This window comes from Deltaproteobacteria bacterium (assembly GCA_040223695.1).
In the GTDB taxonomy this organism is placed as follows: Bacteria; Desulfobacterota_D; UBA1144; order Nemesobacterales; family UBA2774; genus JAVKFU01.
This window is the reverse complement of the sequence record JAVKFU010000018.1, coordinates 108375-134695: the sequence shown is the minus strand read 5'-3', so window position 1 is coordinate 134695 and position 26321 is coordinate 108375. Positions and strand designations below refer to the sequence as shown.

The 26321-nt window shown below is 48.1% G+C and carries 22 protein-coding genes and 1 riboswitch; of the genes, 14 read left to right on the top strand and 8 right to left on the bottom strand.

The features are described from left to right. Nucleotides 1-52: 52 nt before the first annotated feature. The 7 genes from aroC (at nt 53) to RIG61_09630 (ending at nt 10578) form a co-directional block, all read left to right on the top strand. On the top strand, nt 53-1123 hold the full coding sequence (gene aroC, locus RIG61_09660; GenBank protein ID MEQ9619425.1) for a chorismate synthase: 1071 nt from the start codon (nt 53-55) through the stop codon (nt 1121-1123). A 281-nt stretch (nt 1124-1404) separates the two neighbouring features. Next, nucleotides 1405-1497, top strand: a riboswitch (cyclic di-GMP riboswitch). 118 nt (nt 1498-1615) lie between these two features. Next, complete coding sequence (locus tag RIG61_09655) at nt 1616-4369, top strand: aminotransferase class I/II-fold pyridoxal phosphate-dependent enzyme (GenBank protein ID MEQ9619424.1); 2754 nt, start codon at nt 1616-1618, stop codon at nt 4367-4369. Nucleotides 4370-4591: 222 nt separating this feature from the next. Continuing rightward, nucleotides 4592-6931 (top strand): ATP-binding protein, encoded by a 2340-nt coding sequence (locus tag RIG61_09650; GenBank protein ID MEQ9619423.1) that lies wholly within the window; start codon nt 4592-4594, stop codon nt 6929-6931. Further along, the gene (locus RIG61_09645) at nt 6921-8840 is read left to right on the top strand and encodes a response regulator (protein MEQ9619422.1); all 1920 of its coding nucleotides are present in this window, start codon (nt 6921-6923) and stop codon (nt 8838-8840) included. Before RIG61_09650 ends, RIG61_09645 begins: the two co-directional genes overlap by 11 nt. Before the next feature lie 9 nt (nt 8841-8849). Beyond that, nucleotides 8850-9221 (top strand): hypothetical protein, encoded by a 372-nt coding sequence (locus RIG61_09640; GenBank protein MEQ9619421.1) that lies wholly within the window; start codon nt 8850-8852, stop codon nt 9219-9221. 58 nt (nt 9222-9279) lie between these two features. Beyond that, complete coding sequence (locus RIG61_09635; protein MEQ9619420.1) at nt 9280-9570, top strand: hypothetical protein; 291 nt, start codon at nt 9280-9282, stop codon at nt 9568-9570. A gap of 78 nt (nt 9571-9648) precedes the next feature. After that, the gene (locus RIG61_09630; GenBank protein ID MEQ9619419.1) at nt 9649-10578 is read left to right on the top strand and encodes a cation diffusion facilitator family transporter; all 930 of its coding nucleotides are present in this window, start codon (nt 9649-9651) and stop codon (nt 10576-10578) included. Here RIG61_09630 and RIG61_09625 read toward each other — a convergent pair whose 3' ends face one another. Beyond that, entirely contained in the window at nt 10579-11814 is a 1236-nt protein-coding gene (locus tag RIG61_09625) for an exonuclease SbcCD subunit D (GenBank protein ID MEQ9619418.1), read from the bottom strand. It abuts the gene before it with no gap. 49 nt (nt 11815-11863) lie between these two features. Next, nucleotides 11864-13000 carry an alanine--glyoxylate aminotransferase family protein gene (locus tag RIG61_09620; protein ID MEQ9619417.1) on the bottom strand — a complete coding sequence of 379 codons (1137 nt, stop codon included), beginning with the start codon at nt 12998-13000 and terminating at the stop codon, nt 11864-11866. Between the two features lie 260 nt (nt 13001-13260). Here RIG61_09620 and prfB point away from each other — a divergent pair. From prfB to RIG61_09605, 3 genes are all read left to right on the top strand, one after another. Then, nucleotides 13261-14371, top strand: a protein-coding gene (gene prfB, locus RIG61_09615) for a peptide chain release factor 2 (GenBank protein MEQ9619416.1) whose coding sequence is annotated in 2 segments (ribosomal slippage) — nt 13261-13329 and nt 13331-14371 — 1110 coding nt in all. Because the reading frame shifts where the segments join, the coding sequence is not laid out codon by codon here. Nucleotides 14372-14510: 139 nt separating this feature from the next. After that, nucleotides 14511-15380 carry an NAD(+)/NADH kinase gene (locus RIG61_09610; GenBank protein ID MEQ9619415.1) on the top strand — a complete coding sequence of 290 codons (870 nt, stop codon included), beginning with the start codon at nt 14511-14513 and terminating at the stop codon, nt 15378-15380. Continuing rightward, complete coding sequence (locus tag RIG61_09605; GenBank protein MEQ9619414.1) at nt 15361-15729, top strand: hypothetical protein; 369 nt, start codon at nt 15361-15363, stop codon at nt 15727-15729. The genes RIG61_09610 and RIG61_09605 overlap by 20 nt, the downstream gene beginning before the upstream one ends. Nucleotides 15730-15750: 21 nt before the next feature. On the opposite strand, the gene RIG61_09600 is transcribed toward RIG61_09605, so the two are convergent. Continuing rightward, a complete protein-coding gene (locus RIG61_09600) occupies nt 15751-17787 on the bottom strand; it encodes a PAS domain S-box protein (GenBank protein MEQ9619413.1) in 2037 nt (678 codons plus the stop codon). 555 nt (nt 17788-18342) lie between these two features. On the opposite strand from RIG61_09600, the gene glyA reads away from it, so the two are divergent. The 4 genes from glyA (at nt 18343) to pdxA (ending at nt 21915) form a co-directional block, all read left to right on the top strand. Then, nucleotides 18343-19590 carry a serine hydroxymethyltransferase gene (gene glyA / locus RIG61_09595; protein MEQ9619412.1) on the top strand — a complete coding sequence of 416 codons (1248 nt, stop codon included), beginning with the start codon at nt 18343-18345 and terminating at the stop codon, nt 19588-19590. Next, a complete protein-coding gene (gene nrdR, locus RIG61_09590) occupies nt 19591-20124 on the top strand; it encodes a transcriptional regulator NrdR (GenBank protein ID MEQ9619411.1) in 534 nt (177 codons plus the stop codon). Beyond that, complete coding sequence (locus RIG61_09585) at nt 20124-20888, top strand: TatD family hydrolase (protein ID MEQ9619410.1); 765 nt, start codon at nt 20124-20126, stop codon at nt 20886-20888. The genes nrdR and RIG61_09585 overlap by 1 nt, the downstream gene beginning before the upstream one ends. A 61-nt stretch (nt 20889-20949) precedes the next feature. Next, nucleotides 20950-21915 carry a 4-hydroxythreonine-4-phosphate dehydrogenase PdxA gene (gene pdxA, locus RIG61_09580; GenBank protein MEQ9619409.1) on the top strand — a complete coding sequence of 322 codons (966 nt, stop codon included), beginning with the start codon at nt 20950-20952 and terminating at the stop codon, nt 21913-21915. A gap of 15 nt (nt 21916-21930) precedes the next feature. Here pdxA and RIG61_09575 read toward each other — a convergent pair whose 3' ends face one another. The 5 genes from RIG61_09575 to rsmD all read right to left on the bottom strand — a co-directional run bounded on the left by RIG61_09575 (nt 21931) and on the right by rsmD (nt 26281). Continuing rightward, entirely contained in the window at nt 21931-22683 is a 753-nt protein-coding gene (locus RIG61_09575) for an NAD-dependent deacylase (GenBank protein ID MEQ9619408.1), read from the bottom strand. A 120-nt stretch (nt 22684-22803) separates the two neighbouring features. Next, entirely contained in the window at nt 22804-23937 is a 1134-nt protein-coding gene (locus RIG61_09570; protein ID MEQ9619407.1) for an amino acid ABC transporter substrate-binding protein, read from the bottom strand. 110 nt (nt 23938-24047) lie between these two features. Beyond that, complete coding sequence (locus tag RIG61_09565) at nt 24048-25241, bottom strand: pyridoxal phosphate-dependent aminotransferase (GenBank protein MEQ9619406.1); 1194 nt, start codon at nt 25239-25241, stop codon at nt 24048-24050. Between the two features lie 15 nt (nt 25242-25256). Further along, on the bottom strand, nt 25257-25742 hold the full coding sequence (gene coaD / locus RIG61_09560) for a pantetheine-phosphate adenylyltransferase (GenBank protein MEQ9619405.1): 486 nt from the start codon (nt 25740-25742) through the stop codon (nt 25257-25259). Beyond that, nucleotides 25742-26281 carry a 16S rRNA (guanine(966)-N(2))-methyltransferase RsmD gene (gene rsmD / locus RIG61_09555; protein MEQ9619404.1) on the bottom strand — a complete coding sequence of 180 codons (540 nt, stop codon included), beginning with the start codon at nt 26279-26281 and terminating at the stop codon, nt 25742-25744. Before rsmD ends, coaD begins: the two co-directional genes overlap by 1 nt. Nucleotides 26282-26321: the final 40 nt, after the last annotated feature.

Genomic DNA, 26321 nt, shown 5'->3' with positions numbered 1-26321 from the left:
CGGGGCAACATCTTTTTTTGCAACGTATTTCCCGTTAATATAAACTCTTCCTATGCCAGGCAACTCTTTTGGAAATCTGTTCCGTATAACAACCTGGGGAGAATCCCACGGGCCCGCCCTGGGGGTGGTGGTAGACGGCTGCCCTGCCGGACTCGAGATATCCCCCGGGGATATTCAATTCGAGCTCGACCGCCGCCGTCCCGGCCAGAGCAAGATTACTACACAGAGAAAAGAGCCCGACACTATTGATATACTCTCGGGCATATTCGAGGGCAAGACCTTGGGCACACCGATTTCTCTTATGGTAAGAAACGCGGACGCCATATCCAAATCCTACGAAGACATAAAGGACACTTACCGGCCGGGCCACGCAGACTATACCTACGACGCCAAATACGGTCTCAGGGATTACAGGGGCGGAGGCAGGTCCTCGGCAAGGGAGACGGTGGGAAGAGTGGCCGCCGCGGCGATTGCCAAGAAAATTCTGAACATGCACGGAATAACCACACGCGGATTCGTCAGGCAGGTTGGAAAAATCGTAGCCCGCAAGGTGGATTTCGATGAAATAGAAAAGAACATCGTGAGATGCCCGGACGCCGAAAAGGCAGAGGAAATGATTAAGCTCATAGATGAGGTGAGGAGAGAGGGGGACTCAATCGGGGGAACGGTTGAAGTAGTGTCGAGCGGCCTCCCGGCAGGTCTCGGCAGCCCCGTTTTCAACAAGCTCGACGCAGACCTCGCCGCCGCGCTCATGAGCCTGGGAGGAATAAGAGGGTTCGAGGTCGGGATGGGATTCGAGGCCTCAAAGCGGAAGGGGTCCAAGGTAAACGACGTAATGTATAAAGACGAGTCCGGAAAGCTAAGATTCAAAACAAATAACGCCGGAGGGCTTTTGGGCGGTATCACGAACGGGGAAGACCTCGTAGTGAGAATCGCTATAAAGCCTACGTCCTCGATTTCCAAGACGCAGCATACAGTGGACAAATTCGGCAACCCGAAAGAGCTCAAGGTCAAGGGAAGACACGATCCCTGCCTCTGCCCCAGAGCCGTTCCGATTGCGGAGGCCATGGTCAACCTCGTGCTTGTCGACCACCTGCTGCTCTCAAAGGCATCGAAACTTTAAGCCGCCTATATCCCGTGTTTCTTCATTAAAATCAAATTCGGATCTGAATCTTATAGCCAAGTCACGGCAGTGAATCTTTTTCTCCATCGATTACCCCGTCTATCAAAGGACCCTTTTGAAACGAATTTGCCGTCTGCATAAATACGATTTTTCTCTCTTAACAGCCCAGATATATTCCATGTTTTTAAAATATTTGTATTAATTACAATTTCACCCTAATAAGAATTAATATATTGAAAATTATTACAAATGGGACTAGAATTTTAATATAGGGTTGGTTCCCTCCGAAAAGGCAAACTATCCGAAAGGATGGGACGCAAAACTTCAAGCCTACGGACATGCGAGTTATAGTCTATGGCGGTTGAGTTGCCGAAAAGAGAATTACTTGCAATATTTCTAATAATAGAAGATAATTGTACGATAGCTGTAAACAATATTCTTAAGTATGTTAAAGAACATTACTAAAATCTATTATTTTAGAGAGGGATAATATTGGGGATCGTAATCAGGGAAAAGAAAGACCGCAGAACCCATGAGAGAATTCCGGCGGACTTCAGCGTCTTATCCAGGAATACCGGCAAGGTTATAGGGCAGGTCAGGGACTTCTCCCCCGAAGGTCTGTTTATAGTAACAGAGGACGAATACAAACGGGGCACGAAACTCCTCGTGGAGTGTGAGCTCAAGGGCAGTGCTATGCCCGTAAAGGCATACTGCGAGGTAAAGAGGATAGAGGCTAACGGTAACGGTCCCGGGGGAATCGGCGTCGAATTTATAAATATTTTCGATTCGGGCAGAGACAAGTTAGTAAATTACATGGAAGGCACACAGACAAAACTTAATTCCGACGATTACTATCTATCCGACTTTGCTGACATACCGGATGAGGACCTTTTTAAGAAGGCGGAAGTATTCTGGCAGTACAAACTGGATATGGAGGAAAAAGGCTATATAAGGTATAGAAGGCCCCTTGCCTCCGCTTCCGCTCACAAAGTCGTGATAGATGACGACTTTACCGGCGGAAAGAAAGAGATGATCATGATGGGCAGCAATAACTATTTGGGCATTACCTCTCACCCGAGTGTCATCAAGGTAGCAAAAGAAATGACTCAAAAATACGGGGTGGGAGCTGGGTCAGTACCTCTTCTAGCCGGCACATTCGACATTCACCGCCAATTGGAATTAAAGCTTGCCGAGCTGAAAGGTTGTGAGGACGCGATAATCTTCCCGAGCGGCTATGTTACCAACCTCGGAACCATACAGGCCCTTGTAAAGAAAGAAGATGTAGCAATCATAGACAGGCTTGCCCATGCGAGCATAATTGACGGCTGTCTGATCTCCTCGGGAACCTTCAGGACCTTTAAACACTCCGATATGGAGAGCATGGAGAACGTCCTAAGGAGAGCTAAAGATAATTACAGTGGAAAGGTAGTTGTCGTAGACGGGGTTTACAGCATGGATGGAGATATCGCGCCGCTTCGTCAAATCACCGAGATCGCGCACAACTACGGCGCTAAGGTTATGGTGGACGAGGCTCACGCCACCGGGGTTATAGGAGAGAAGGGAAAGGGCACTCCAAGCCATTTCAAGATGAGGCCGGGCGACATAGACATTGTAGTGGGAACGTTGAGCAAGTCGCTTGGCGGAGTCGGGGGCTTCGTGGCTTCCACAAAAGAAGTAGTCAACTATCTGAGATATTACACGAGGTCATTCTTCTTCTCATCGAACTTCCCCCCGTCCGTGGCGGCCTCGGTGCTCGCGGCCATGGAGATCATGGAAACGGACGAGTCGCTCCACAGGAAGCTATGGGAAAATATCAAATATATGAAAGAGAACCTAAAACTCCTCGGATTCTATACCGGACGGACAGAATCGGCGATTATCCCTGTTCTGATCGGAGACGAGCTTACTCAAAAGAAGATGAGCAGGAGGATGCACGAAGAGGGTATCTATGTAAACGCAATCCCCCACCCCGCCGTACCCAAGGGGCAGGAAAGATTCAGGTTCAGCGTCATGGCCACCCACACGCGCGAGGACCTGGACAGGACTCTCGAGGTCACGGAAAAGCTGGGAAGGGAATTCGGGATAATAGACAAACCGGTTTCAATGAATATTCCAGAGGGGCGGAAATACAATGTGAGAGAGATATCTTCCAGGGAAGAAATAGAGAAGTCCGTCAAGTTCTCCTGGAAGGTCTATAAGGATTTCCCCGCATGGGTCCCTTACTTTCTGATTAAGGATCACGTAAAACTCATATCAAATGATTATTTTTATTTCAGAAAGGTCTACGGTAAAAGGTTCGTAGTTGAGGAAAGAGGAGAAATAGTCGGCACGGTGAGCGCTTTCATCGATAACTATTTCAACCGCTATCACAATACAAATGTCGGGTTCCTCGGCTTTTTCGAGGCCTTGCCCGAAAAAGAAGAAGCAATCGGTCTTCTGCTTAAAGAAGCAAACGACTTCCTTGCCGGGGAAGGATGCGCCGAGATACAGGGTCCTGTTAACGGTATCTTCGGTCTTTACGGCGGGGGTTTCCTTTCGAGTAATTTCGGTAGAATCCCGTCATTCCTGCAGGTATATACACAGCCTTACTATCATGAATATTTTAGAGATTCGGGCTTCAGGCCGTTCAAAAAGCTGCTTCATTATACGATCGACCTCAAATCACCGGAAAATGTGGAGAGTATATTAAATCACTCCCGCGGGCTCAGCCTCGCCGAGGTTAAGATTCGGAAAATTAACAAATCGGACTGGAAGCAGGAGGTTCGGGGAGTAGTGAAGATATTCAATGAATCACTGGCCCAGCTTTGGGGAAATGTCCCATTCGATTACGATGAATTCATAGAGTTCGCCGATGAATTCAAGAGTCTAATCGACCCCGAATTCTGGCTGGTTGCGGAGGCTGAAGGTGAGGCAATCGGTTTTGTCGGAGGCTTCCCTCAGTACTCGCCGGTTTTCAGAGGTCTGAACGGAGAACTCAAACCCCAGAATCTGCTAAAGCTCCCGCTCCAGCTCCGTAGAATCAGGGAAGGGGCGATATTGATAGTCGGTTTACTGGACAAGTACAAGGGCAGGAAGCTGGGAGCGGTTCTTCTCGGCCGCGCTTGTGAGGCCATGATTGAAAAGGGCTACGACAAGGTAGCGTTATCTTATGCGCTTGAGGAAAACACGAAGTCACGGCGCATTCTAGAAAGTCTAGGAGGAAAGGTCGACTTGTACTGGGACATGTATGTAAAAGGTCCTGAATAGCTGACATCAGGGAATAAAGACCGATAGTCGATAATGTCATTTAAAAATCCTGAAGACATCCAAAAGACCGCATTTACAATACTCGTTTTTGCCCTCCTGATATATTGTATCGGGAATATTTTCTCCGGCTTGAATTGGGTAAACCGGTCATACCCGGGTTTCTTCTTCTATAAAAATTTAGTAATCACTGACATCTCCCCGGACATATCCGAGGACGGCATTTTGAAAAGATTCAAGGATAAGGTTTACGAGATCAACGGAACCAGGGTAAAGACTCCCGGAGATGTTTTTGAAATAATAAACCCTCTGCCTGTCGGCACTGCCGTCGAATACAAGATACAGAGAAGCGGGGAACTTTTCAGCTTTAAGATACCGACACAGAAATTCTCGGCAAAAGATTTACTTACAATGTTCGGTGTCATATATGTAATAGGTATAGTTTTTTTAACTATAGGGACACTGGTTCTTTATTACAAGCCTTACCTTAAAGCGAGTAAGGCGTTTTTCCTGTTTTGCGCATCGATATGTATCTGGTTCGTAGGTTCGTTTAACGGGCAGGCAGTATATATCCTCGATCAATTAACATTTTTTGGATTGACGTTCAGCCCGTTTTTCGGAATTTATCTGATGTTCATTTTTCCTTCGGATACCAATATAAAGGCGACAACGCACAATTTAATCTCACTCTTATTTTTGTTATTATCCTCCTTACTTTTCATATTGCAATTCATTTTCTTTGATTCGTATTATATTTGGAAGTACCTAAATGCCTCAATCTGGATATACATTGTTTTAAGCACTCTCATATTCCCGCTCCCTTCAGTATGGACTTATCTGAAACCGCATTCATCGCTGGAGAAACAAAGGGCTCAGATAATATTGCTCGGTTGTATTTTCGGCCTCCTGGTGCCGGCTCTGGCGGTTGCCTGTATTACCGTATTCAAAATAAACATGCCCTTTAATCTAATGGCGCTTCCGGTGATAGTATTCCCTCTCTCCATCGCATATGCCATTCTGAAGCATAAGCTCTTCGACATCGACGCGATACTTGAAAAAGCCCTTACATACGGGCTCCTTACCGGCGCTGTCGGGGGTATTTTCGCCGTGACAGTATTCGGCTTCAATGTGGCGTTTGCCAAGTACGGCGGGTGGAAAAATCCTGCCTTTTTCGTAATCCTGAGCGGTTTTCTGGTTATCGCCCTTAACCCGCTGAAAAATCATATACAGAACCTGGTGGACCTTACCTTTTTCAGAAAGAAATATGATTACCGGGGCACTGTGGAAGAAGTAAGCTATGCGATGACTTCGCTTCTCAGTCTCGACAAAATCGTCGATAAGATTATCGGGATAATTGAAAGCACGATGTTTTCCTCCCCGGTTTCGGTTTCTATCTATAATCAGGACCTGGGTGTTTACGAGAAATATTTAAAAGACGGAGACGTTCAATACTATCCGGAAAGCACAATTAACGAAAACAACATCCTGGTGCAGCAGCTTAATTACTACCGAAAGGAAATATTTAAAGAAGACCTGATAGCAGATGAGAGATACATACATAATTCTCAAGAACTGATGAACGAGTTCGAAAGGTTTAAGGCGTCCCTGTTCATACCTCTACTGTTCAAGAAACAGCTTATAGGTTTTATAGCTCTAGGGGATAAAAAATCGAGACTCTCCTACACGTCCCGCGACGTAAAGCTTCTCCGACTCCTGGCCAACCAGAGCGCAATCGCGATCGAGAACGCTATTGCGTTTAGACTCGTCGAGGACTACGCGAAAAAACTGGAGAATACGAATAAAGAGCTGAAGGACACCCAGGAACAGCTCGTGCATGCGGAGAAGATGTCGGCGATCGGACAGCTCGCGGCGGGCGTCGCTCATGAGATACGAAATCCTTTAAATATAATAGAAGGGGCGAGGTACTATCTTTCAACCTATATGACAAACGATAAAAACTCCGAGATGGTCGAAGAGTATCTGGATTACATCAAACATGAAATAGACAGAACCAACCGCCTTATAGACAGTCTCCTTAAATTCTCGAAATCCGAGGAGCCTTATTTCGAGAACGTAAATATTAACAGCGTCCTTCAAAATGTGGTCATTCTGGTCCGGAAGCAGCTTTCAGACAACAATGTCAATCTCACTACGGACTTTGATGAAAATATCCCCCAAATCATGGCTGACCCGAACCAGCTGTGGCAGGTATTTATCAACATAATCCTGAACGCTATTCAGGCGATGCCCACAGGCGGCAATCTAAAAATAGAAACAACCACTCATTACGAGGATTACGGAAACGACAATTCGAATCACGTGTACATCAACTTTGAAGATACCGGAACGGGGATCGTAAAGGAGGATATCTCCAAAATTTTCGACCCCTTTTTTACCAAGAAGGACATGGGTACCGGTCTGGGGCTTTCGATAGCTTACAAGATAATCGAAAAACACAAGGGCAGAATAATAGTGAGCAGCGAAGAGGGTAACGGAACTACCTTTACAATTGAACTTCCGACAAATAACTATAATATTAATAGAGGAGAGGAAAATGAAGGGTAGAGCAAAAAGGGTTCTGGTAGTCGATGACGAGCAGCTAATTCTAAAAATCATCTCAGACATATTAACTAAAGAGGGTTATGAGGTAATCATCGCCAATAACTGCGAGAAAGCGATTGAAAATTTAAAATCGGCTTCTTTCAATGTCGTACTATCCGATATCAAAATGCCGATTAAGAGCGGGATTGATCTTCTGGAGGAGATAAAGAACAAAGACCCGAATATACCTGTCATTCTGATGACGGGTTTCGCCTCTCTTGAAACCGCTGTCGAAGCGGTCCACAACGGGGCTTTCGATTATATGATTAAACCCCTCGATTACGGAAAACTAAAAAGCGTCATCGAGCACGCAGTCGACAGATATGAACTGCATCAGGAAAACACGCGGCTCCTCAAAGACCTGAAAGAGCTTAATTCAAACCTCGAGCTAAAGGTTAAGGAAAGAAACAGACAGCTTGAAAACACACTGAACAGTACGAATGAAAGTATAATCACCACGGACAAGGAGCTTGTAATAATCAGCGCGAATCCCAAAACCGCAGAAATTTTCAGCAAAGACTGTACAGGAGAAAAGTTAACCTCCCTGTTCGACGGGATCAACTTTAATAACGTTGTTCCCAAGATACTGAGCGACCCCTCATATTCGACGAAACATGAAGTGAGGCATGACGGAAAGTTCCTGGAGGTGACGCTTTCCCCGTTGATCGACTTCGAATCAAAGGAGATATTCGGCGTTATTGCGGCGACTGAGAACATTACGGAGAAGAAGAAGCTTGAAGCGCAGCTGATACACTCGGCAAAGATGTCGGGCGTCGGACAGCTGGCCGCAGGGGTTGCCCATGAGTTTAACAATATACTCTCCGGCATAATAGGCTATACGAGCCTTGCTTTAATGAGGGAAGATATGGAGAGTGTGAAGAAGGATCTTAAAATTATCGAAAAGGCCTGTGACAGGGCGGTCGAGATTGTGAACAAACTTCTTTCTTTTTCCAGACAGAAGGGAGAGAAGTTCCAGGTTGGCCAGATTGAGAGCGTGATAGAGGATGCGCTCGGCCTAGTTGAGCATACATTCGAAACCGACGGGATAAGGATTCTCCGCAATTACGAGAAAGTCCCCGCAATCAGAATGAACCTGGGAGAACTCCAGCAGGTCTTCCTCAATATGGCCATTAATTCGAAACACGCGATGCCCGGCGGAGGCGCCATAGCTATCAACACGAAGATTGAGGATAACTATGTCAGGATAGACTTTTCCGATACAGGCGTCGGAATACCTCAAGAGAACCTGTCGAGAATATTCGAGCCCTTTTACACTACCAAGCAGAGCGAAGGAACAAAAGCGGGAACGGGACTGGGACTCTCCGTGATATACGCCATTATTGAAAGACACGGCGGCTGCATCGAAGTTTCAAGCGAAGTGAACAAGGGAACAACCTTTACCATACTCCTTCCGAACGTCCAGTCCGCTCCGAGAACACAGGATGCTGAGCCTGTTACCAGGATTCACGACACGGGAAAAGTAATCGAACTCAGAAGAAAAGGAAACGTGCTAATAGTAGACGATGAGGAATTCATCCGGGATATAGTGAGCGAATGCCTGTCGAGCACGGGTCACAACGTTATGTCCGCCGGAGACGGGAAACAGGCTGTAGAAATTATCAAAAAAAACCATTTCGATATAATATTTCTGGACTTCTCCCTGCCTAAAAAAGACGGCCTCGAGCTGTTCAGGGAAATAAAAGTGATAGACCCGAACTCGGCAATCGTGATTATAAGCGCAAGGCCGGAAGAACAGCTCCCGGACGAACTGTCGGACGAAGGGGCTTATAACATCATTAAAAAGCCCTTCTCAGTCGATCAGATACAAAACGCGGTTTCCAGGGTGCTTGGCGCAGAGGCAGTCAGCAGATAACCCATTGTTATGGCGGGAACAGAAGAACCAACCCCCTTTACCTGCAAAATTTATGTGAATGAAGACGAGATATATTCAGGTGATCTGAACGAGGTTCCCCCTAAATTCAGAAACACAATAAAACGCGATCTGTCCGAATGGGCGAACTCGCTGGGGAAAAGGGGATTAAACGAGCTCATATACTCGCATCTTGCGTGGTACGAGGACAAAGAGACTTACTGCGAGAACTGCGAAAAATCGGTTAACCTCGAAGGCGGGGCGGAATGCGGGGACTGCGGAGAAAAACTCTCTCAGCGCTACCTCTATGAACGAAACAGCAAATTGGATATGATAATCACCTGTATCGGAATGATTACCAGGGTTCAGGTGTCGGAAGATTGATACAAGTCGACGTTAACCCTTTTACTCATCCCAACTCCGACTGCTGAGAGACTGAAAAATGAAGCTTACAGTAAAAGGACAGATTTTTCCCAAGGTATGGGAAATTGCAGATAACGTAAGGGAATTAAGGAAGGACAGAAAACCGGTTAATTTGGGATCCGGCACAGTAGGATATCCGGTGTATGAAGTGGAACTGCCGGATGATACAAAAAAGGACGGATTATACTTTGTCACGCCCCAGGGTATCAGATTGTACTTTTACCCGGGCGACCAATACCACATCGCGTACCTGATTTCCGAAATCGATCATGACCCCCTGAGAGAGAAACACTTCAAGGAAACCGGCTAACACAAAGTTATAAATCAAAACCCCCGATCACCGATTACTCTTTGACTGGTATTCGGGCTCTTGGTATTTTTATTTCAGATGGAACCTCACGATCACGGTCACGACCTGAAAAACACGAAAGAGAAAAAGGCGCTTATTATAGTTCTCGCGCTGACCTCGTCTTTCATGGTTATAGAGGCCGCGGCGGGCTTCTACACCGGAAGTCTCGCGCTTCTCTCGGACGCCGCTCATATGCTGACGGATGTTTTCGCACTTTCGATTGCATTCTTCGCGCTCTGGTTTTCCATGAGACCCGCCACGCACACCAACACGTTCGGATTTTACAGAGCGGAAATACTGGCGGCGTTCATAAACGGAATACTGCTCTTCGCAATATCGCTCGGAATCTTAGTGGAGGCGTATAAAAGGATACAAATCCCCCATGAGATAAAAAGCCTGGAGATGACAATAGTCGCCGTAACAGGCCTGTTCATCAATATTTTAGCGGCCTATATTCTGTACAAATATCAAAGCGGGAATCTGAATATCCGTGGTGCCCTGTATCATGTCCTGAGCGATGCCGTAGGCTCCGTAGGCGCTATAACGGCGGGTGTCATTATGCTTACGACGGGCTGGTACTATGCGGACAGCATTATTAGCGTCCTGGTAGCGATTTTGATAATAAGGGGAGCCTGGGTGCTTTTGAGGGAATCAGTTCATATTCTGCTAGAGGGAACCCCGAGGGGCATCGACCTGAAGGCGGTGCAAAGCTCAATATGCTCCCACGAACGGGTAATCAGTGTTCACGACCTTCACGCGTGGACACTTACTCAGGGATTCGAGGCCCTGAGCGCACATCTGGTAGTAGATAATATGTCTAAAAGCGAGAAGCTAATTGACGAAATAAAGATACTGCTCTCGGGGACATTTCATATTAACCACGTAACATTGCAGCTGGAGACAGAGGAGTGTGAAACCGCAAACGACACCTGCTATGAAGACGGCGCCTACGGTAGTGATAAAAACTAATTATTCGTTTTCGCGAATAAGCTTTTCCGCGTAGGTCTTCATATCCTTCCCTATCTTCTTTAGTCCGGGCTTGGTTTGTATATATTTTTCAAGTGCGTCCAGCACATTCATGGAGCTTGAAAGCTCAGCCTGCCTGAGGACCTTTCCGGGCTTTGTGAAAACCCTCTCGATCTTGAGCGAGTGGGCGTTCTTAAAAATCTCCTTTATGGATTTCTCGTCGATCTCGTCTCCGGGACCGGAAACCTCATATCTAACCCGGACAATCGCATCGTCCGTATTTTCCGGCAAAAACCGCCCGGGATTGACCGCGCCGGCCCCGTCTTTATCATTTTCACCGATTTCAATTGTAACGAACCTCCTCGCCGGCGTCTCGATAAAATCGAATTCACATTTCCATCCGCCGTCCGAGCTTGAGAGCTCGCCCAGGACGAAACCTTTCTTTTCCTTCTCCTCCGTAAAATCTATTCTCTCAATAGAGCCCGAGTACACAACAGGGGGAGCATGGCCCGGGTTCAGGTTCTGAAAACGGTGTATGTGACCGAGCCCCACATAACCAAACGGCCTGACGGCGAGCTCGCCCACGGGGACAACCGGGTCCGAGGTCGCAAGCGTATCAATTTCCGTTCCCGAAAGCCTGGCGTCCCTTACCGCGAGATGGCCCAGAAACAAAGCGGGGTCGGATGAATCGACTTTTTTAGTCAAATCGCGGATTATAGCTATAAACCTTTTTTCAATTTCAATCTGCAGTTCCTGCCGGGAGAGCGATTTGTACTCTTCTCTCGCGACCAAAGCCGCCGGGCCCGCCCAGGGCAGGCACGCAACCTGAACGACTCCGTTTTTGGTGTTTACACGGACTAGCTCAGGTTTTCTTACAATCGTTACTCCGTCGATTTCGAGTGCAGGGAAAATCTCGACCGCGGAAGCGCTGCTCCCAGAGGAGGGATAATCATGATTTCCGAGTACTATAAGGACCCGCGCTCCGCCCTCCCCCGACACCCCCCTTATCCTTCTCGCGAACTCTATTTCCTCTGCCGGATGCGGATTTCCCCTGTGAAACACGTCCCCGGCGATTAATACCAGATCGACGGATTCCTTTCGAGCGGTATGAAAAACATAGTCGAGGCAGCCCAGCACGTCCTCGAGCCGCGTGTTTAAACCCGTAGACGGATTTATTTTGCCGTGCGCGAGGAGACCGATATGGATATCGGAAAGGTGGATAAATCTTATTTTTTTCAAAAGCGGGTTATCCCGAGACACACCCCATTATTGCAAGCAGATATCTCTACTAGGTATTCAGAATTTCGGCTGCCTTTCTCGTTCCGGCGCCGAAATCAAATTTGTAGCCGAGTGCGTCAAGGACGCTTTCTATAGCCGCCACCATCGTCAGGGTATCGGTCTTACTAATATCACCTATATGGGAGACGCGGAAAATTTTTCCCTTAGCCTGATCCTGTCCGTTGGCGACGGTAATTCCGAATTCCTCGCTGAGCGCCTTTATTACCTTGCCCGAGCCTATTTCAGAGGGGGCGACAATCGTGGTGAGCGCCGTGCTGGGGGTGTCCTTTACGTAGAGATCAAGCCCTATCGCTTTCATGCCCTCCCTCACGGCCAGAGACAGCTTCGCGTGGCGCTTGTGCATGTTCTCCCTACCCTCTTCTCTGAACCTTCTGAGCACAGCGGCGAGGCCTATGACAAGGGTTACTGCGGGCGTGTAGGGCGTCGTGTTTTTTTCAGCGTTCTTAAGGGCGGCTTTAAAGTCGAAATAAAATTTAGGGAGGTCGGATGTTTCATTAAACTTCCATGCCTTTCCGCTCATCGCGGCAAAAGACAGACCCGGAGGAAGCATGAAGGCTTTCTGGGAGCCGCCTACCATAACATCTATACCGAGCTTGTCGAAAGGAAGCGGGAACACGCCTACGCCGGTTATCGCGTCAACTATTAAGATTACGTCATCACGGTCTTTTGTTATGTTCGCTATTTCCTCGGTCGGGTGCATTACGCCTGTAGAAGTTTCACTCGCCTGTACCAGCACGGCGCGTACGGAGGGGTCGTTTTCCAATGCCTTTTTAATGTCCGCCGGATCAACGGCGTGCCCCCATTCGACCATCAATTCCTCCACGTCGAGCCCGTAAGCGCGGCATATCTTGCCCCACCTCTCTCCGAATTTGCCCCCGTTTACGACGAGGACTTTATCCCCGCGTGAGAGTGTATTCGCTACGGAAGCCTCCATGGCCCCCGTGCCTGACGCGGCCAGTACGAATACTTCCTGTTCGGTCTCGTAAATGTATTTGAGCCCCTCTCTCACCTCTGAAAAAATCGTTTCGAATTCTTCTGTCCGGTGATGGATTATAGGCTTGGCCATCTCTATCAGAACTTCGCTGGGTACGGATACCGGCCCGGGAGTAAAAATATATTGTTTCACTTTTTCAATCTCCTCTCAGTAAATGTTTGGTAATACGTGAATTCAAATCCGCCATGATCTCGTTCCTACGGGGTTTTTCCACCTGTCCTGAGACCGGATACAGGGTCTAAATATTGATTTTTTTCTTTAATAGCGAACAGTTGTGAATGTATCCCCCCGAAAACCATATGACTTTACCCAAAATTGCGGATAATTCAACCGTTCTTGCTTTTGAGACATGAACCCTTATATTAATAGGTTAAAAACGAGAGGAATATAACATGATCGGAGAAAATAAAGAACAAATACAAGACCTTAAAAAGAGATTATCAGCGCTCGGAGACTTTCTTTGACCTGCCCGGAAAGGAGTCCCGCCTGAGCGAGCTTGAGGATATTACCGGCAGGGAAGGGTTTTGGGACAATGCCGAGAAAGCCCAGATAATTCTCAAGGAACAAGCCCAGATTAAAAGCGTAATCGAAGACTGGCAGAAGCTGTCCGGTGATCTTGAAGACGCGGAAGTGCTGGATGAGCTCTCTCTCGCCGAAGAAGACGAAGAGACCGCCGCGGAAGCCAGGGTAAAACTATCCGAAATAGAGAACCGCATAGAGAACCTGGAGTTCAAGCGAATACTCGGGGAGCCGGACGACCGGAATAACGCAATCGTATCAATTAACGCGGGGGCCGGGGGCACCGAAGCCCAGGATTGGGCCGACATGCTTCTCAGGATGTACCTCAGATACGCAGAAATAAACGATTACGAAACCGAAATGGTTGAATATCAGGAAGGTGACGAAGCAGGGCTGAAAAGCGCAACATTCCTCGTAAAGGGCGATTACGCGTTCGGATATCTAAAAGGTGAGAGCGGCGTACATCGTCTCGTCAGAATATCCCCTTTCGATTCGAATAAAAGAAGGCATACCTCGTTTGCGTCCGTTTTCGTCTCACCGGAAATTGACGACACCATCGAAGTTGAAGTCGACGAGAAAGACCTTAGAGTGGATACCTACCGTGCAAGCGGGGCCGGGGGGCAGCACGTAAACAAGACAGATTCGGCGATAAGAATAACGCACATCCCGACCGGAATAGTGGTCAGCTGCCAGAACGAGCGCTCCCAGCACCAGAACCGGGCTACGGCAATGAAGATCCTGAGGGCGAGATTATACGAGCTTGAAAAAGAAAAACAGCAGGAAAAGGCAGAAGAGCTTCAATCCACCAAAAAAGATATCGGCTGGGGCAGTCAAATCCGCTCCTACGTGCTGCATCCGTACAGAATGATAAAAGATCACAGAACCGATTACGAGACGGGCAATATAGACCCCGTGCTTGACGGCGACCTCAACGAGTTTATTAAAAGCTATCTGATTATGAAGTCGGGCCAGAAAGGGAATTAAATCCGCACCTCCGTTCATAAGCATACCGTCATGGGCTTGATTTCTTTGATTCCTTAGCCATAGTGGTATATTTATCCCGAAAATCATAAACCTTGGCTGCAGAGTCTTGCAAGCTCTATCAAACCGGAGGTCCGGCACATTGAAAGTAGGGATTATAGGTAAAACGGACATTGAAAAAACGCTCGAATTGACAAAGGAGCTTTGCGAATGGTTCGGCAAAAAGGGAATTGAGGTCTATCTCGAAAAAGAGCTGGGCGAAAAAACCAGGCATAAAAACTCTTTCCCGAGCTCCGAGATACCTCATCTGGTCGACATAATCCTCGTATTCGGGGGCGACGGGACATTCCTCGGAGTGGCGAGACTCGCATGCGGTCACGGAACTCCGATTCTGGGAATTAATCTGGGGGGGCTGGGTTTTCTCACCGAGATAACGGTAGATGAAATTTACCCTATGATGGAAAGGATAATGAGCGGGGATTACGAGATTGAAGACCGGAGGATGCTCCGCACAACCATAAGAAGAGGGAAAGAGCTGATAGGCAGTTACGAGGTATTAAATGAGGTCGTAATTAACAAGGAGGCGGTCGCCAGAATAATAGATCTGGAAATTTACATACAAGGCTCGCATGTCACCACCTACAAGGCCGACGGTATAATACTCTCTACGCCGACAGGCTCCACGGCGTACTCTCTTTCGGCCGGGGGACCGATAGTACACCCCACGATTCCGGTGACTATCATTACTCCGATCTGTCCCCATACACTCACCAACAGGCCGCTTGTGGTTTCAAGCGAAATGAAGGTGGAAATAAGGATTGCCACTCGGCAGCCCGACACCTATCTCACACTCGACGGACAAATAGGAATCAGGCTCAAAACTGAGGATGTCGTCGAGGTGATTGAATCCGACACTTTCGTTAAGTTGATAAAGTCCCCGTTCAGAGACTTCTTTACCATTCTCAAAACAAAGCTCATGTGGGGGGAAAGATATGGCAAGATCAACGGATGAACAGTTCTTGCATGACTGGGTAATAAGAAAAGTTCATGAAAAATACTCAAGACTTTTCAGTGAAGTACAGGTTAACCCCGGGGAGGAAAGAAATTTCGCGTATAAAGAAATGTATCCCGACGCTATCATTATTAACTATGGCCAGGTTGTCCAGATAGTGGAGGTCGAAACACGTGAAACTATAAACGCCGACAGGGTCGCGAAGTGGAAGGAATTATCCGGACTGGGAGTAAAATTTTCTCTCCTTGTGCCCAGGGAGTTTCAGGGAGACGCAAGGGACATATGCTGGAAAAACGGTCTCGCGGCCAAAGTCAATATCGGCAACTTCGAAGTAATGTTGAACATTTGAAGAACCTGCGCTTCAAATTTCTCATACCACTCCTGTATTCCTCGTCACCGGGAACTTTATATTGAATGCCGTTCCTCTTTGCTTCCGGAGCTCTATTGTCCCGTTCAACTGTTCGGCAAGAGTGCATACAAGCTGAAGTCCAAGTGTTTTGGTTTTTCTGAAATTGAGCCTTCCGGGGAATCCGATCCCGTCATCCATTATCGAGAGTATCAGGTTTTGATAGCCGTCGGTCCGAATTTCAATCGATACGGTGCCGCTTTTTGTCTCTTTCCCCTGAGTTGTCCCGTCTGTCCTGAAAGCGTGCTTGAGACAATTCGAAAACAGCTCGTTTATAATGAGCCCGCAGGATATCGCGGTATCGATGTCAACGGAAATATCATTGGTTTTAACCCTGACATCGATCGAGCTTCCATCGTTATCAAAAATACTGAGCAGGTTGGTTGTTAATGTATTCACATAATCCGCCATCTTGATTTCGGCGATATCCCTTGACTGATACAACTGCTCATGAACAAGCGCTATTGTGGAAATCCTGTTCTGGCTCTCGTTAATCAGACTGAGAGAGTTCTTGTCCTTCACATAATCGGACTGGAGACTCAGGAGGCTCGAGATTATTTGCAGATTATTTTTTACTCTGTGATGTATTTCCTTGAGCAGAAATTCTTTTTCTTCCAGTGATTCCTGAATCTGCTCCTCCGTCTTCTTGCGCTCCGTAATTTCGCGCGAGTCGATTATTGCGCGTATTTCGCCGGCAGCGGTCATAAACGGTTTTCCGGTACTCTCAAACCAGCGCCAGCTGCCGTCCTTGTGCATATATCTGAAGACAGCCCGTCCTGTGGAAAGAGCGCCGACACCCTGTATAAATTTCTCCAGTACCTGGGGGCGGTCATCCGGGTGCATCTTATCAAATACATTCTGTCCCAGAAGCTCTTCCGGCCTGTAGCCGAGTATCTCATGGTGATTAGAGCTGGCATATAAAAAACGGCCGTCCGAGGTGGTTTCAACTATCAGGTCATGGGCATTTTCAACAAGGGTTCTGTAAAGCTCTTCCTTCTCTATAAGCATATCCTCTGCATGCTTGCGTTCGATCATTGTGCTTATCCAGCGGCCCATCAGTCTTACAAAATCCTTATCCGCCTTTGTGAACGGTTTTTGCCTCGGCTCGGGGCTTGAAAAATTGAGAGTGCCGAAAACGACGCCGTTTATGCGAAGCGGCACGGCAATATAGGATTCGAGACCCAATTCAAGGTAGAAGTTTTCCCGGTTGTATGCCGACTTGCCCACATGATCGAGGGCTATAAGATCATCCGCCTGAAGAGTGAGCCTGCAGTAGGTTTTGTCGAAATCAAACCGGGCCCCCTGCGTAACCTTACCGAGCTTATCGTAGCAATATCCGACCGTATAGTTTCTGTCCACGATGTGTCCGATAATCGCTATTTCGAGACCAAGCATCTCCGTTCCGGTCTTGAGAGTCTCGACGAGCTGCCCTTCGATTCCAACCCCCGGCTCGGAGGAGATTTCATAGAGAGATCTGATGCGTTTATTCTGCAGGGCCAGCATTTCTTCCGCTTGCTTGCGCTCGGTTATGTCCCTCGCAGTGCCGAGTATCCTTATAACCTTGCCATCCCTCATCCGAGGCCTGGCAATCACCTCGGCGGTTAAATATCCACCGTTCTTTAAATTAATCGAAATTTCCATAAGCTGATGAAGCCGCTCATTTTCGAGCAGGTAAAAGGCCTCTCTAAATTTTCCCCTCTGCTCGAAACATACGAGTTCCGCAAAGGGTCTTCCTATCCACTCGAGCCGCCTCCATCCCGTGAGTTTCTCAAATGCCGAGTTGAGGAAAGTAATTTGGCCTTCAGGAGAAAGACTGAAAATCATTTCCGGAACAGTCTCAACCAGGTCGCGGAAAAAACCCTCGTTATCTTTAACCTCTTCTTTCAAAAACGGCGAGATAGCATTATCGAAGCCTGGCGAAGCGGCAGGTTGTCCCATATCTATGGTTTCATGCCAGCTATCATTCAAGAGCTCAGTTATGCTAATTCCTTTACTTTTCACTTAATCACCACCAGGCCCCCGTCCGACTTGTAATGGAGCCTCGTTTAACGGACCGAAATTTATTTCTAATTAACGAATCTAAAAAATAGCGCGCCACGGCTTATTTTAATAAAAATTTTAGATACTTGCAATCCTTTCAGGAAGCTTCAGAACCTGGACCGCTATATATGCAAAACTCTATCTGCAAAGTAAAAGGCCAAACGAAACCTCTCATTTCTGTAACGGGGTGAGAGCATTTTTATTACTTACAGACAATATGCTGCAAGCGCTAAACCTGCCCTGCTCTTAAATTACGTTTCCGGAAATAAGTGTCGTGGATCAAAATAGATTATCAGAGATGAAAAACTACTGTCTCATAAAATTTGTATCTGAAAGCTCAATTGTCCAGTTACATTTCTCAAATTTTATTTATATACAGGCAGTTAAGATGTTAAAACCGGATCAAATCCCGTTCAGGATCGGAAGGTCGGCCCCATAGAGCCGCACGACCCGCTCACAGCTTGCCAACTCGGGTAATCTTTGATAGGCTTTTCATGCTATCAGGGGGTATAAAAGATGTCGAATCTCGAAAAAGTCGATCCCGAAGTCGCGCGTGCTATCAGATCCGAAACCGAGCGTCAGGAATACAAGCTTGAACTCATAGCATCCGAAAATTATGTCAGCGAACCGGTACTCGAAGCGCTTGGGTCCGTCCTCACAAATAAATACGCCGAGGGACTGCCGGGAAAGAGATATTACGGCGGGTGCGAATTCGTGGACATAGTCGAGGACCTGGCGAGAGACAGAGCCAGGCAGCTCTTCGGATGTGACGCGGTGAACGTACAGCCCCATTCAGGCGCCCAGGCGAATATGGCGGTTTTCTTCGCGGCTCTTGAGCCGGGGGACACAATACTCGGCATGAATCTCGCTCACGGGGGACACCTGACCCACGGTAGCCCGGTGAACTTTTCAGGAAGACTCTATAACACGGTCCCCTACGGGGTTACCGAAGATACAAATCTCATAGACTACGATGAGGTGAGAAGGCTTGCCCTGGAGCACAGTCCCAAACTGATAATCGCGGGTTGGAGCGCGTACCCGAGAGACATCGATTTTGCAAAATTCAGGGAAATAGCCGACGAATGCGGCGCTCTTCTAATGGCCGATATAGCTCATCCGGCGGGCCTGGTAGTAGCGGGGCTTTACTCAAACCCCGTGCCGCACTGCGATTTCGTTACGACAACCACACACAAGACTCTCAGGGGCCCTAGAGGCGGGATGGCCATGATGAAGCAAGAGCACGCGAAGAAGGTGAACAGCAGGGTGTTTCCCGGCACGCAGGGAGGACCCCTGATGCACGTAATCGCCGCGAAAGCGGTCGCGTTCAAGGAAGCTCTTCAGCCCGAATTCAACGAATATCAGAAGCAGATATTGAAAAACGCCAGACGGCTCGGAGAATGTCTTTCAGATACCGGGCTTAAACTCGTGTCCGGGGGAACGGACACACACCTCGTGCTGGTAGACCTGAGGGAAACGGAGCTTAACGGTAAGATAGCCGAGGAAACCCTCGAGCGGGCGGGCATAACCGTGAATAAAAACGCTATTCCGTTTGACCCGCATCCCCCTGCCGTAACCAGCGGAATAAGGATTGGAACCCCTGCCGTCACGACAAGGGGAATGAAAGAAACGGAAATGGAATCGATTGCGGAATTCATCATTAAAGCCATGAACAATCCGGGAAATGAAAAAATACTTTCAGGAATAAAGGACGATGTCCGGGAGCTCTGCAATCAATTTCCGATTTACCGACATAGACTCGTTTAAATGAAATGTCCATTTTGTTCTAGCCTGGAAAGCAAGGTAGTCGACTCACGTCTCGCCAAGGAAGAAACATCCATACGAAGACGAAGGGAATGCCTCGACTGCAAGAGCCGCTTTACCACATATGAAAGAGTGGAAGAAGTGGAGCTGCTGGTTGTCAAGAAAGGCGGCGTAAGGGAGCCCTTCGACCGGAGCAAAATAATCGCAGGCATGATAAAGGCCTGCGAGAAAAGGCCCATCAGCATGGAGGTCATTGAAAATTTCGTATCCGATTTTGAACGCGAGCTACAGGAAAGGGGGGAACGCGAGGTGGACAGCACCGAAATCGGAGAAAGGGTGATAAATAAGCTTTACGAGATTGACGAAGTGGCGTATGTAAGATTTGCGTCTGTTTACAGGTCCTTTAAGGACGTAAATCAATTTTTAAATGAACTCAAGGATCTGCTAAAGGAAAAAGGCGGAGAGAAGAAATTAGGCGGCGAATCCGATTCGGCGAGCCAGACTTTAACCCTCATACAGAATAAGAACGATAAATAATGTTTATCGACACGCACGCACACCTGACATCGCTGGAAGACCTCTCGGGCGCTTTGGAAAGGGCACGCGAAAACGGCATAGAAAAAATAGTAGCGATTTCCTCAGACCTCCCTTCCTCGGAATCGACGACATCCATATCCGACTCCCTTGACAACGTATTTGCGGCTGTAGGCGTTCATCCCCACGCAGCAGAAACCTTAAACGACGACGTTATCCGAGGCATAGAGAAACTTTCAAAGGAGTCTAAAACGGTTGCCATCGGTGAGACGGGCCTTGACTATTATTACATGAACTCGGAGAAAGATGTGCAGATCGACTCCCTGATCGAGCATATAAATCTGGCTCGGAGATCCGAGCTACCTCTCGTAATCCATGTCAGGGATGCCGACCGGGACCTCATGGAGATACTCGGAAAAGAGCGGATTTCCGAGAGAACAGGGGTAATTCATTGTTTTACGGGCGATTACGAGACTGCATGTAACTACCTCGATCTCGGATTTTACATTTCTTTTTCCGGGATCGCGACCTTTAAAAAATCGGAAGAGATAAGAGACGCGGCTAAAAAAATCCCCGCCGACAGGATATTGATCGAAACGGATTCACCCTACTTGGCTCCGGTCCCTTTCAGAGGAAGGAAAAACGAACCGGCGTATGTAAAATTCGTCGCGGAAACGATAGCCCGTGTGAGGGGCGTTTCGGTCGAAAAGATAGCGGAAATCACGACAGAAAACGCACAGGCATTATTTCAATTCAAAGATCAATAAAGACAACTCGCAGTTTCTCTCAGATTATCAATAAAATTCAGGCGGCGGAAACGAAATAACAATGAGCATGAAACCTAAAATCGGCATTACAATGGGTGACCCAAACGGAATAGGTCCCGAGATTATAGCAAAGGCTCTCGGCTCGAAGGAAATCCGGGCATTATGCAGCCCCGTGGTAATCGGCTCTGAAGAAATTATGGAAGCTGCAAAAAGGCTTACGGGGATCGACTGCGAATATGAGATCATCAACTCCGGGGATATCAAGAGTGAGGATTTAAAACCGGGAGAGGTGAGCAAAAAAGCGGGCGAGGCGAGTATTTCATATATACAAATAGCCGCCGGAGCCGCGCTCAAAGGGGAGATAGACGCAATCGTCACGGCCCCTATCAGCAAAGAGTCCACCCATCTGGCGGGGTCGGGCTTCCCGGGTCATACGGAAATGCTTAAAAATCTCACCGGAGCCGAGAAAGCGGTAATGATGTTCGAGGGCGGAAGGTTCAGGGTCGTACTTGTAACGATTCACGAAGCTCTCGCAAAGGTCCCTGAATTGATAACAGAGGAAAGGGTGTTATCGACCATAGAAATTACCTGCCGGTCCCTGAAAGACGACTTCAAAATTGCCGAGCCAAAAATCGTCGTCTGCGGTCTGAATCCGCATGCAGGCGAATCGGGGGCATTCGGGAACGAGGAGATCGTTCACATCACACCCGCGGTCGGTGAAGCTGTCAAAGCCGGAATAGATGTCACGGGCCCCCTGCCCGCCGACACCCTTTTCTATCACGCAAATCAGGGGAAATGGGACGCCGTCGTCGCAATGTATCACGATCAGGGGCTGATTCCATTTAAAATGGTCTCCTTCGATAAAGGTGTTAACGTGACAATCGGTCTCCCGATCATAAGGACATCCCCCGACCACGGCACGGCTTTCGATATAGCGTGGAAAGGGAAGGCCAGCCCGTCGAGCATGATCGCTGCCATCGACGTCGCCGTCAGGATTGCGGAGAACAGGAAGTCGCAGAACGGCTGAAACCCCGCATACCGCTCAACTGTACATCTTTTGGGACTTATATAGGAGGGGGAGTATTTCCCCTGATTTCCCGAGCAGGGTTAAATCAAACAGCGCTGAATTGGGGGTTTTCTCAAGGTTTATTTCAACTACGGATTTACCGGCCTGTTTAGCGACGAGTCCCATAGACGCCGCGGGCTCCACCACGCCTGATGTGCCGATGATAAGCATTACATCGCACTCCTCGATTGCTCTCAGGGACTTGTCTATCGTTTCCATCGGGATTATCTCACCGAACCATACGACGTTCGGCCTTCCGATTTCACCGCAAAGGGCGCATCTGGGAGGGATTTCATCTAACGGAACCTGATGGTTTTGTTTTATATCCCCGCACTTCGTGCATCTTATCTGCCAGAGATTCCCGTGCATCTCTATGATGTTTCTGCTGCCCGCCATCTGGTGCAGGCCGTCGATGTTCTGCGTTATAAGCGTGAAGCTCTTTTTTTGATTTTCGAGCTCGGCCAGCGCAAAATGTCCGGGGTTGGGTCTTGCGTCCTTTACCGCGTTCCTTCTCCAGTCATACCATTCCCAGACAAGCTTCGGGTTATTCCAGAAGGCCTCGGGCGTAGCCAGTTGCTCCGATCTGAAGTTGCGCCAGAGCCCCTCCTTGCCCCTGAAAGTGGGAACTCCGCTCTCGGCAGATATTCCCGCCCCGGTAAGCATTACTACGGATTCAGAACTCTCTATTATACTCCTAGCTTCATCTATCTTTTCTTCATTTTCACTCATATAATAATTCTACAGCACATAATATGAATACCCACGGCATTTTTTCTGCACCCCGGGATTCTAAGCATGAAAGAACGGATTTCAGCAATCTATCTTTATTATTTTTACCGTAAATCGAGACTAATATTTGAATGGGGCCGGGTAAACCAATTCGGCCTGTGATGAGGATTCGGGATGAACAATCACCTTTTTACCCTCTAGCCACTGGACTACAAACATTTCATGCCCGGTTTGATTTCCCCGGGAATCGGTTTTGAAATTCCCGTAAAAAGTATTTAAATCCAGCCTTAAAGCTGCTTCCCTCAGCACCCTGTCCTCAATAGTGCCCGCGTCCCGTATGCATTTTTGAATTATGACACCTATGTTATACCCCTGAGCCGCCACGTAATCGGGCTCCTCTCCGTAAGCGGCTACAAAGCCCTTTTGAAACTCCTCCGGAGTCGGCCCGGTATCCGGCTTAAGCGCCGCGCCGCTCTCCCACTGGCTTGCGGAGAGAAAACCTTCCGCGTATTCATTGATCGTATCTTTAAACAGCCTGATCGAAGCGACCACAAGCGCTATGGATTTTGCTTTCACCTTCCGCTCTATCAATTGCCGCGCTAACAACAGGTCGTCATGGGCCCGGCCCATTCCCATTATCAGATCGGGCCCGAAGTCACTCACCTTCTCTAACAAGCGAGATAAATCCTGCTCCCCGGACATGAAGCTGAATTCCTCTACAAGAAAGCCGTTTTCCAGCCCGTAACGTTGGGCGCCGCGCGCGATGTTCCGGGAGAAGCCGCTATTCACGGCGCTGAAGATAGCTATTTTATCCGCATTTCTATCCGATTTTCTTACAGCCTCTATAATTCCCGCCGAGTATTTGCTGGCAGGTGTGATTGCGCTTACCACGAAGTTAAACGCCCTCGCCTCAACCTCATCCGTCGAGCCGCCGTGGTTCCACAGTGTTTTCCCGTGCTCCTCCGCGACCTCGGCTGAAGCAAGCGCAAGAGAGCTCGAATAAGGGCCCAGGAGAAGATCGACTTTATCTCTCGATATCAGTCTTGCGGTTAAATCTCCGCATCTTTCAGCCGAGCTCCGGTCATCGTAATGGATGAGCTCGATCGGGATATTTTTCCCGTAATCTTTTACGAATATCCCGCCGCGGCTGTTAACATCCGAGACCCAGAGCGTGACGCCCCTGAGGCTCTCTCTGCCCTGGACTGAATAATCGCCTGTCAGCGATACAGGTAATCCTATTTTGACCGTACGCATATTTGTAACGCGTGTACCCGTGAACAAACGGATACGGACACATACATATTATATGCATTTACACCGGAAGGTGTTAATCGGTAATCAGGCGAAGTGCGGGATACTCCGGATCAGCCCAGTTTTTTCACGGCTTCTTCCATCCTGTCCATTCCCTTCACGATGTTTTCCATCGAAGTAGCGTAGGAAATTCTCACATGGTCGTCCGATCCGAACGAGTTGCCCGGGACGACGGCGACCTTGGCCTCATCGAGAAGGAACCCGGTAAAATCCATCGAACCAGTGATCTCTTTCCCGTCATATCCTTTCCCGAAAAATCCCGATACATTCGGGAAAACGTAAAAAGCCCCCTGAGGACTGAAGCATTCAATTCCAGGCATGGAGTTTAAACGCTCCACGATGTAGTTCTTTCTCTTCTCAAACTCCCGGGTCCGCGCTTCGATCTCGTCGTGCGGACCTTTGAATGCCCCTATGGCTGCCCACTGGGAAATCGATGCCGGATTCGATGTAGATTGCCCCTGAAGCTTGCTCATAGCGCTTATTACTTCCCTGTCCCCTGCGGCGTAGCCTATCCTCCATCCTGTCATGGAATAGGTCTTGGAAACACCGTTTACGAGAATGGTGGATTTTTTTACGTCCTCTCCGAGCGCCGCAACAGGTGTATGCGTAAGACCGTCATAAATAATTTTGTCATAGATCTCGTCCGAGATTATGATCAGCCCCGCATCCATTGCCACATCCACAATTTTTCTCAACTCTTCCTCGCTGTAAGTAGCCCCGGTGGGGTTTGAAGGATAGTTAAGTATAAGGGCCTTCGTATTTGAAGTTATAGCCTCCCTGAGCGCGCCGGGCTTCAGTTTAAAACCATCGTCCTCGCTGGTCTCGAGTATTACGGGCGTGGCCTCCGCTAGCTTTATCTGTTCGGGATAAGATACCCAGTAAGGAGAGGGTATTATCACTTCGTCGCCTGTATCGAAGAGCACCTGGGTCAGATTGTAAAGAGTATGCTTGGCCCCTATAGAGGTAAGTATTTCCGATTTTTCGTATTCGAGACCATAGTCTTCTTTTATTCTGTGAATTATCGCTTCCTTGAGCTCATCGATTCCGCCGACCGCCGTGTATTTGGTAAGTCCCGCCCTGATTGCCTTAATGGCTTCTTCTTTCACGTGTTCGGGACTGTCGAAATCGGGCTCCCCCGCACCGAAACCGATCACATCCACACCCTGTGACTTGAGAGCCTTTTCCTTAGCCGTAATCGCCATAGTAGCGGAGGGCTTTAATCTTTTCGCACGTGAAGAGAGTTCCATAAAATACAATTCCTCCTAACTTCTTTTAAGTTTTTTCCTCAGTCTTTTTTCCACAATCTCCGGCACCATATGTGTGGCAGGACCGCCTAACGCAATTACCTCTTTGATGACAGACGAGCTTACGTGAGAAAACTCGCTGTCGGTAACCATAAAGACCGTTTCAAGCTCCGGACTCAGCATTTTATTAGCCAGAGCCATCTGAAGCTCGTATTCGAAATCAGACACCGTCCTCATTCCCCTGAGGACGACATTGGTGCCCATTTTATTAGCATACTGAACGAGAAGACCTTCGAAGTAATCCACCTTTACATCGTCCCGGCCCTGGAATATCTCATTTAATATTTCGACCCTTTCCTCAAGCGTAAAGACTGTCTTTTTAGAGGTATTATGAGCTACCGCCACCACAACCTGATCGAACACCTTGACTCCCCGCTCAATCACATTCTGATGCCCCTTCGTAAAGGGATCGAACGAACCCGGATATATGGCTATTTTACGCATTAAGAGCTCCTGGTGAAATAACTGACATGAGTTCCCCCGAAAGGCTTTGTCAATCTCTCAAAACCGGGCGGCGTATAGTCTGTTTTATGGTCATGCTCTATCACTATAATCCCGCCCGCTACAAGCAAATTCGAGGCAGGCGAAATAAAATCACTCACCTCTTTATTCTCGTAAAGCTTATAGGGGGGGTCGATAAATATGAGGTCGAAAGTCCGGTTATCCCCGCCGAGACCTTTAAGCGCCTCCTCGTAATCAGAGCATATGAGAGTTGACCGGTCCGCAAATCCGCAGACGGCTAAATTCTGAAGGAGTATCTTGAAGACGGATGAGTCCTTTTCGACAAATGTCACGTGTGACGAGCCCCGGCTCAGGGACTCGATTCCCAACCCCCCCGAACCGGCGAATACATCAAGAACCCTCAGGCCCGAGATATCTCCTAATCTGTCGAATATAGATTTCTTTACCCTGCTTGTAGTAGGGCGTATCTTCTGTCCCTTGGGGACTTTAAGTTTTCTCCCCTTGTGTGTACCTGTTAGCACATGCAACATAAAGTTTGATATAGTACCACAGGGACTTTTT